Origin of the sequence: Bradyrhizobium genomosp. I (2014), assembly GCF_000261685.1 — a bacterium.
GTDB lineage: Bacteria > Pseudomonadota > Alphaproteobacteria > Rhizobiales > Xanthobacteraceae > Bradyrhizobium.
This window is the reverse complement of sequence record NZ_AJQE01000238.1, coordinates 1-6,927: the sequence shown is the minus strand read 5'-3', so window position 1 is coordinate 6,927 and position 6,927 is coordinate 1. Positions and strand designations below refer to the sequence as shown.

Below are 6,927 nucleotides of genomic sequence, written 5' to 3'. Positions count from 1 at the left end.
TCCATCATCCCCGGCTCGTCCGAGCCGATGAAGCCAGTCCGGGTCAAGACGGTTCAGGTCAAGGCTGGCGCCGTGAAGGTCGCCTCCGCGGCCCCGGTCCAGGTCGCACCGCCGGTCACCAACACCATTCCGCCCCGTTCCGACGTCGCCGAGACCTCCGGCGCCGTCGTCGCCCGGGCGGATCTCATCAACAAGCCCGAGACGGTGAGCCAGCCGGAAGCACCGAAGGCCGAGATCGCCCGCTCCGAGCTGCCGCGGCAGCCGGCGGGCTTCGGTACCGGCAACGGCATCCTCGGGGTGCTGCCGGCCGCAACCGCCGCTGCGCCCGCTCCCGCCGCTCCGAAGCTCGCGTCGGCCGACCCGGCGCCGCAGCCGATCCAGATGAGCGCCACCACCAGGCCGGCCGTCAGTCACAGCGGCTGGATCGTCCAGGTCGGCGCGCTCGAGAGCGAGAACGAAGCCCAGCAGCGCATCGACGCTGCCCGCAGCTCGGCCCGCGGCCTGCTCAGCAAGGCCGATCCCTTCACCGAGCCGGTCGTCGCCAAGGACAATCGCAAGCTCTACCGCGCCCGCTTCGCCGGGCTCGAGCGCGACCAGGCCGAAGCTGTCTGCCGCACCTTGAAGCGCGCCGAGATCTCCTGCATCACCGTTCGCAACTGATCTCCTTCTCCGTTCTGGAACCAAATGCCCGCGCCTTGCGCGGGCATTTTTTCGTTTGGGATCCGTGATGCCGCGGCTGTTCATGACAAGGCTGGTCCACGACAACCTCTCGTCAAGGATTTACGGTTAAAACTTTGCTCAAGAGATCGACCACGCCGGCAATGGCGGGCATCGGGGCGACGGCAGACGGAGCAAACGGAGCTCACGCGGTACGGGCGTTTGTAGCGTGGTGCCGGAGTTAACCGTTATGCGTGCGAAGCAGAGTATCCTTGGCCTCGTTTACTCGGGCAGCGAGATACGTCGAGCCCCCCTGGTCGGGATGGAGTTTCTTCATCAGGGCTTTGTGGGCCCGGCTGATGTCGTCGCGCCCCGCCCCCGGCTGCAAGCCAAGGATCTGATAGGCTTCCTCCGCCGTCATTTTGCCGCTCGCCGCCGTGCGGCGCTGCCGCCCTGCCGCATCGCCCTGCGCGTTCTGACGCCAGGCGGGAAACCGGCGGTCCAGATAGCTTTCAAGTAGCGCCACGCTCTCGGCGTCGAAGGTCGGGGCCATCGCCAGCAGGCCAGCGAGATCGAACTCGTCGAGATTGCGCCCGGCGTGGGGCCCGGCGAGGATCTGGCCCGTAAGCTGGCCGGTGTCGTGGTCGAGCCGCATGTCGAGGAATTGCGAGCGCACCCGCGAGGCCTGCCCGGAGGGGCGCGTCGCGCCGCCGCCGAACAGCCCGCCGACATTGCCGAAGCCGGCATTCGCCAATGGCGTCCACCCGAGTAGCCCGGCGCCGAAAATTCCGAGCGGGATCGCAACCGCCAGCTCGCCCCGCAAGCCCGTGAAGGCCGCGACCGCCAGCGCCAGCACGCCGCCTCCAAACTTGATGGTGCGCGCCAGCACCGCCGGGTTGGCGGAGCGGAACGTCTGGAGCAGCAGGTAAAGCGTGATAACAGCGACAGCGCCGGCAATCAGGGTCATGGCCGGAATATAGTCGCCCGCTCGACAAAATGCATGGCGTCCGCCTGCGGAAGCGGGCCACGCCGGCCTGATCCGCTACTTCATCTGGCCAATCAGCTTGGCCGCGCCGGTCACGCTTCCGGCCAGCTTCAGCAGCGCCTCGCGGCCACCGGCGGCATAGGCCGCAGCTGCCCGCAGCAGCTCGCGCAACTGCGCCGCCGCGCCAGGATCGAACCGGCACCAGGCACCGCCGGTCAGGCGCGCGATCTCGCGGAAGGCCTGCTCGGCGACGGCGTCATGGCCTTCCTGAAACACGAATACGGGCACCTTGAGCATACCGAGCTCGCCGGCCTTGACGCAGAGCTCGTCGACCTTCTCCTCCATGGCATCACCGACGAAGACCACGGCCCGCACACCGGATGCGACCGCCTCGCGCCGTGCCTCCGACAGCACCTTGCCGATCTGGGTATCGCCGCCACGACAATCGATCTTGCTCATCAGCGTTGCAAGCCTGGCGCTGTCGGAGATCCATCCCGTGGCGCGGCACTCATTGAGGCCGCGATAGTAGACCAGCCGGATGTCGAGACTGCCGAGCGCCGCGGTTTCGCGAAACATGTCGGCCTGGAGCGCGCAGGCCATGTCCCAGGTCGGCTGCCGGCTCATCGTCGCATCCAGGGCGAAGATCAGCCGTCCCTTCGCGCCCGGTGCATGCGGTGACAATGCCCGCGCCTTGGCGACGAAGGCGGCGATGTCCTCCGAGGTTGAGGCCGCCGCTTGCGGTAGCGCGCCGTCTGCTTGCGCCGAGACGGCATCGCCGCCGCGCGGTTTGATGGGTTCGCCCGACATCGCGGCTTGCACCTTGCGTGAGCGGCTAATGTGGTCAGCGCATGCGGCCCGGTCAATGCGCAAAGCCTCCGCGGGCAGCGCCGGCGGAGGCTTTGACGGGTGCAGTCGAGTGGTGACGCCAACTTTTGTAGGTCACCCTTCTAAGTCAGCCCTTGCAGATCAGCCCTTGGCGGGTGCCATCAGAGCGACCGGACCGGGCTCGAGGATCTTGGGCGGGGAGGATTGCGTATCGACGGGCGCCACCTCGTTGTCCGTCGTGCTCAGGAACTTGTCGAGCATGCCCTGGATCGAACTCTTGGCCACATCCGGACCGGTGTCGCGCATGTCGTTGTGCTGGAATTCGGTCTTCACGACCTGGATGCCCGCCTTCTCGCATTCCTCGTCGGTCGGGAGCACACCCGCGTCGGTCTTGAATTGCGGATCCTGGGAGCGGAACGACAGGATCTTGAACTTGCCGGCGGTAACGAAGGGCACGCGCAGATTGTCGAGCGTGACGACCTTCTTGACCTCATCCGGATATTGCTTGGCGAAGTACATCGTGATGTCGCCGCCCATGGAGTGGCCGACCATCGTCACCTTGTCGTAGTCGGCGTTGGGCTGAACCTTCTTCATCTCCTGCATGGCGAGATGGATATTGGCGACGCCGCGCAGGATCTGCGGCAGCCGGCCGACGTAGAGCTCGCCGGGCTTGGTCACCATCGGAGGATCGGTCGGCAAGTCGTGCTGCGGGCTCAGGACCATGTAGCCGCGCGCAGCGAAGATGTTGGCGAGGAAGCCGTATTCGGTGTTCTTGACCGTGTTGCCGTGATTGATCACTGCGACCGGCAGCGTGATCATGCCGGCATTGGCCTGCATTTCCTTGTCGCGGCGCACCGCGATGTAGACGGGCACCGGACGGTTGTCGCGCGAGGCGTCGTAGAAGGTGATGGTCTCGTGCTTGATGGCCCACTTGCTCGCCGTGAAATAGGCGATGCCGCAGAGGGCACTGACCGAAACCAGAACGGCAATTCCACGCTTCATTTTCGTCCTCAGCCTCAGGCTTAGCTGCCTGAATCCCTGTTGAAAATCGTGTTCTTCCGGAGCTCTTTGGCCCCTTGTCGCCTATTCGCTAATATATGTCACAGCAGCGTGACAGGAAGGCTAAATAATGTGAAATCGCAGCCCTTCCATTGTGCGTCGCACACGTTTTCTGTGCACCCCATTCTCATACCACTACGTCAGGTGCAGCTCACCATCCGACGCAACCGACCTCGATTGGGTTCAATTTCGCAATCAACACGGGGTGAAAACGCGTCGAGCGCAGCCACGGTTCCTGCAGGAACCGGCTGCCTGGATCGGTGGAAAGTAGCAGCTTACCGCCCTCAGGCACCCAGGATGTCGTGGACCTCGAGCGGCTTGTCGACCTGGCTGAACCACTCGGCCCGGTTGGCGGCGCGGCGGCGACCGCGCTCGTCGAGCGGCAGCTTGAGCTGGCGGAGCAGGGTCGTCACCTCCTCCCGCGCGGTAAGATGGCCGAGATTGGGCCGCATGCCGAGCGTGGCTTCGTCGATCTCGTCGAGGGCCGTCAGGCCACGCGGGAAGAACTCGCGGTAGACGACACGTTCGGCGAAGCCGTCAACGTAGCGGAAGCCGAGCCGCAACGACAGATCCTTCAATCCCTCGGCGACCAGCTGCTTGTTGCGCGAACCGAGCATGGACAGGCGGTTGCGCACGACGATCCAGTCGGTGGTTGCGCCGTCGAGCTGGCGGCGCTTGCGCCTGACGTCGCGCACCATCTCGGCATAGTGGCTCTCGCCCGTCACCGCGTAGGTGGCGGGATCGACGGTGCCCAGCACGTCGAAATCGAGGAAGCTGTCGTTGATCGGCGTCACCAGCGTGTCGGCCATCGAATGGGCGAGCCGCATCAGATAGCTGTCGGTGCCGGGCGTATCGACGACGATGAAGTCGAAGCTGCTCTCGACCGCCGAGACGGCTTCCATGAACTGCTGGAACTCGGAATTCTCGTTGTCGGCGATCTGCATGGTCTCGCCGAGCCTGATGCAGCGATGCACGGGCAATTCGAGCTCGAGCTTGGTGAGGCGAGCCCAGGCGGCGCGGTTGTCGATGTAGCGGGTGAAGCTCTGCTGGCGGCAGTCGAGATCGATGGTGGCAACGCGCTGGCCGGCCTTCAGGAGCGCAACGGCGATGTGCAAGGCGGTGGTCGATTTGCCGGAGCCGCCCTTCTCGTTGCCGAGCACGACCACATGCGCCGTGCCGGATTGGCCTTGGCTAGCCTGCACAAGCATAGTGATCCTCGACACCTCGCATGAATATCTTCGAGTTGACCGCGTCTGCGGTCAAGTGAAATGCGTGACAGGTCATGCAAATCGCAACGCGCCTGCGTCGTCATGAATCGCGGCGCCATCGTTCGTGATGCAGTCCACGCTGTCGCGACGTCCTGCGTCACCTTGCGCGGGATGCTGTGCCGCATCCGGATGCATGGCGTCCACGATCGCCGCTTGTTAAGGTTAGCCGCCCGCCACCTGCCCGTTCCCAATCCATCGAGTCCTGATGTCATCAAGCCCCTTGATCGCCCGCACGGTCCCGGCCCTGCGACGCGCCGTCGACAATCTCCGCAAGCGAAAGGCCACGATCGCGCTGGTTCCGACCATGGGGGCCCTCCATGACGGACACGTGTCGCTGGTTCGCCTCGCCAAGCGGCGCGCCAGCCGCGTCGTGGTGTCGATCTTCGTCAACCCGACCCAGTTTGCCCCGACCGAGGATTTCGGCGCCTATCCGCGAACCTGGAAGGCGGACATCGCCAAGCTCGCGGCCGAGAATGTCGATATCGTCTGGCACCCCGGAGTCGAAGCCATGTATCCGGAGGGCTTTGCCACCCGCATCGTGCCGGAAGGCCCGGCGCTGGCCGGCCTCGAGGACCGCTTCCGCCCGCACTTCTTCGGCGGCGTCGCCACGGTCGTCGGCAAGCTGTTCACGCAAGTCCGGCCGGACGTCGCGATCTTCGGCGAAAAGGACTTTCAGCAGTTGCGGGTGGTGACGCAGATGGCGCGCGATCTCGACCTCGGCGTCAAGGTGATCGGCTCCCGCACCGTGCGCGAGCGCGACGGGTTGGCGATGTCCTCGCGCAACGTCTATCTGTCGCCCGAGGAGCGCCAGACCGCCACCGTGCTCTACCGCGCCATGAAGGAGAGCGCGCGGCGGATCAAGGCCGGCGATGCCATCGCGCCGGCGATGGCGGGCGGCGCCGAGATGATCAGGACAGCCGGCTTGATGCTCGACTATTACGAGGTCCGCCATGCCGAGACGCTGGCGCCGGTCGCCTCGCGCAAGGACGGCCCCCTGCGGATCCTGGTCGCGGCCAAGCTCGGCACGACCCGGCTGATCGACAATATCGCGGTTTAGAGCAGCCCGAGGTCGCGCAGCTCGCGCCGCATCGGCTCGGGCATCGCGGCGATCGAGCCGGCCGCGGACTTGCCGAGATCGGCCGGCACGGAATCGTCCGTGAGATAGCGCCAGCCCTGGAACGGGCGCATCGGCCGCGGCGAGACCGGGATCACCTTCGGCTGCATCACGATCCGGCAGCGCCCGATACCGTCCTTGTCGCGGAACGGCTCGATGCCGATGATCTTCTCCCGCGCGGCGATCTCGCCCTTGATCACCCAATAGAGCGAACCGCCGGCGAGGATTTCGGCGTCTCGCTTGGGCACCATGCGGGTGATGTGGATGTGACGTTGCGGCAGACCCTTCTTCCTGGCGGTCTGCATCCGTTCGGCCACCCACTCCTTCAATTCCTTGACGGAGTCGCAGCCGACGGCGAGCTTGATCAGATGTAGCGGCATGCCCAAGCATTAGCCGGGCAGCCACGCATTGGGAATGCCGATCTACTCGTTATCCGCAGCCGCGGGAGCCGGCGCCGAGGTCGGTGGCACAAGCGGAACCGGTGCCGCTGCCGGCGCGCGCGCGGCCTTCGGCGCCGGCGGTTTCCTCGCGGCGGGTGTCGCTGCCTGTGCCGAGGCCGCGGCCGGCGCTCGCGGCGCCGCGTTGGCTGCAGGCGCCGCCTGGCGCGTCGCCGCCGTGGGCGGCTCCGGGTTCATGATGCTCACCGGCGGGATCGACGCAGCGCTCGGGAACTCCGCGTTGGTCGGCTTGCCCGTCGGCATCGAGGGCGGCAGCCCGGCAAGTGCAGCGGTGGCCGGCATCGCCGGCGCCGTTGCGGGCGCGTTCCAGGTCGGCACATAGCGCGCGACCAGCGTGTCGTAGAGATGGGAGCCCATGTTGGCGGCGACCTGCTGCTGGTCGGTCAGCGAGCGGAACGCGGCGCAATCGAACTGCGTGCAGCCGTCGCGCGCGATCAGCACATGCGCGACAAGACCGTAGCGATCGCGCTCGAGCGACTTGCGCAGCACCTTCATGTCGAGTGTCAGGCTCTTCTCGGCCGTGGCGACGTCACCATGCGCGGTCAGCCGGTCGATCCTGGC

Annotated in this window: 7 protein-coding genes and 1 pseudogene; 2 read left to right on the top strand and 6 right to left on the bottom strand. The window is 66.1% G+C overall.

Going from position 1 to position 6,927, the window contains the following annotated elements; genetic code table 11:
* Positions 1 to 660, top strand: a 660-nt coding sequence (locus IC50_RS22495) for an SPOR domain-containing protein (protein ID WP_035709741.1), incomplete at its 5' end; no start/stop codon positions are given.
* A gap of 238 nt (positions 661 to 898) precedes the next feature.
* Here IC50_RS22495 and IC50_RS22490 read toward each other — a convergent pair.
* The 4 genes from IC50_RS22490 to IC50_RS22475 form a co-directional block, all read right to left on the bottom strand.
* Positions 899 to 1,624: a DnaJ domain-containing protein gene (locus tag IC50_RS22490; protein WP_035709739.1), complete on the bottom strand. Its 726-nt coding sequence runs from the start codon at positions 1,622 to 1,624 to the stop codon at positions 899 to 901.
* 75 nt (positions 1,625 to 1,699) lie between these two features.
* Positions 1,700 to 2,449, bottom strand: a complete 750-nt coding sequence (locus IC50_RS22485) for a hypothetical protein (protein WP_035709736.1) — start codon at positions 2,447 to 2,449, stop codon at positions 1,700 to 1,702.
* 159 nt (positions 2,450 to 2,608) lie between these two features.
* On the bottom strand, positions 2,609 to 3,469 hold the full coding sequence (locus tag IC50_RS22480; protein WP_035709732.1) for an alpha/beta fold hydrolase: 861 nt from the start codon (positions 3,467 to 3,469) through the stop codon (positions 2,609 to 2,611).
* A 341-nt stretch (positions 3,470 to 3,810) separates the two neighbouring features.
* Positions 3,811 to 4,734, bottom strand: a complete 924-nt coding sequence (locus IC50_RS22475; RefSeq protein ID WP_035709730.1) for a division plane positioning ATPase MipZ — start codon at positions 4,732 to 4,734, stop codon at positions 3,811 to 3,813.
* A gap of 265 nt (positions 4,735 to 4,999) precedes the next feature.
* Here IC50_RS22475 and panC point away from each other — a divergent pair, with 265 nt between their 5' ends.
* Positions 5,000 to 5,851 (top strand): pantoate--beta-alanine ligase, encoded by an 852-nt coding sequence (panC, locus tag IC50_RS22470; protein ID WP_035709729.1) that lies wholly within the window; start codon positions 5,000 to 5,002, stop codon positions 5,849 to 5,851.
* Here panC and IC50_RS22465 read toward each other — a convergent pair.
* Together IC50_RS22465 and IC50_RS22460 are read right to left on the bottom strand one after the other, a co-directional pair.
* A complete protein-coding gene (locus IC50_RS22465; protein ID WP_035709726.1) occupies positions 5,848 to 6,288 on the bottom strand; it encodes a DUF1489 family protein in 441 nt (146 codons plus the stop codon). The genes panC and IC50_RS22465 overlap by 4 nt on opposite strands.
* A 42-nt stretch (positions 6,289 to 6,330) precedes the next feature.
* Positions 6,331 to 6,927 (bottom strand): annotated as a pseudogene (locus tag IC50_RS22460) (hypothetical protein); the annotation flags it as partial.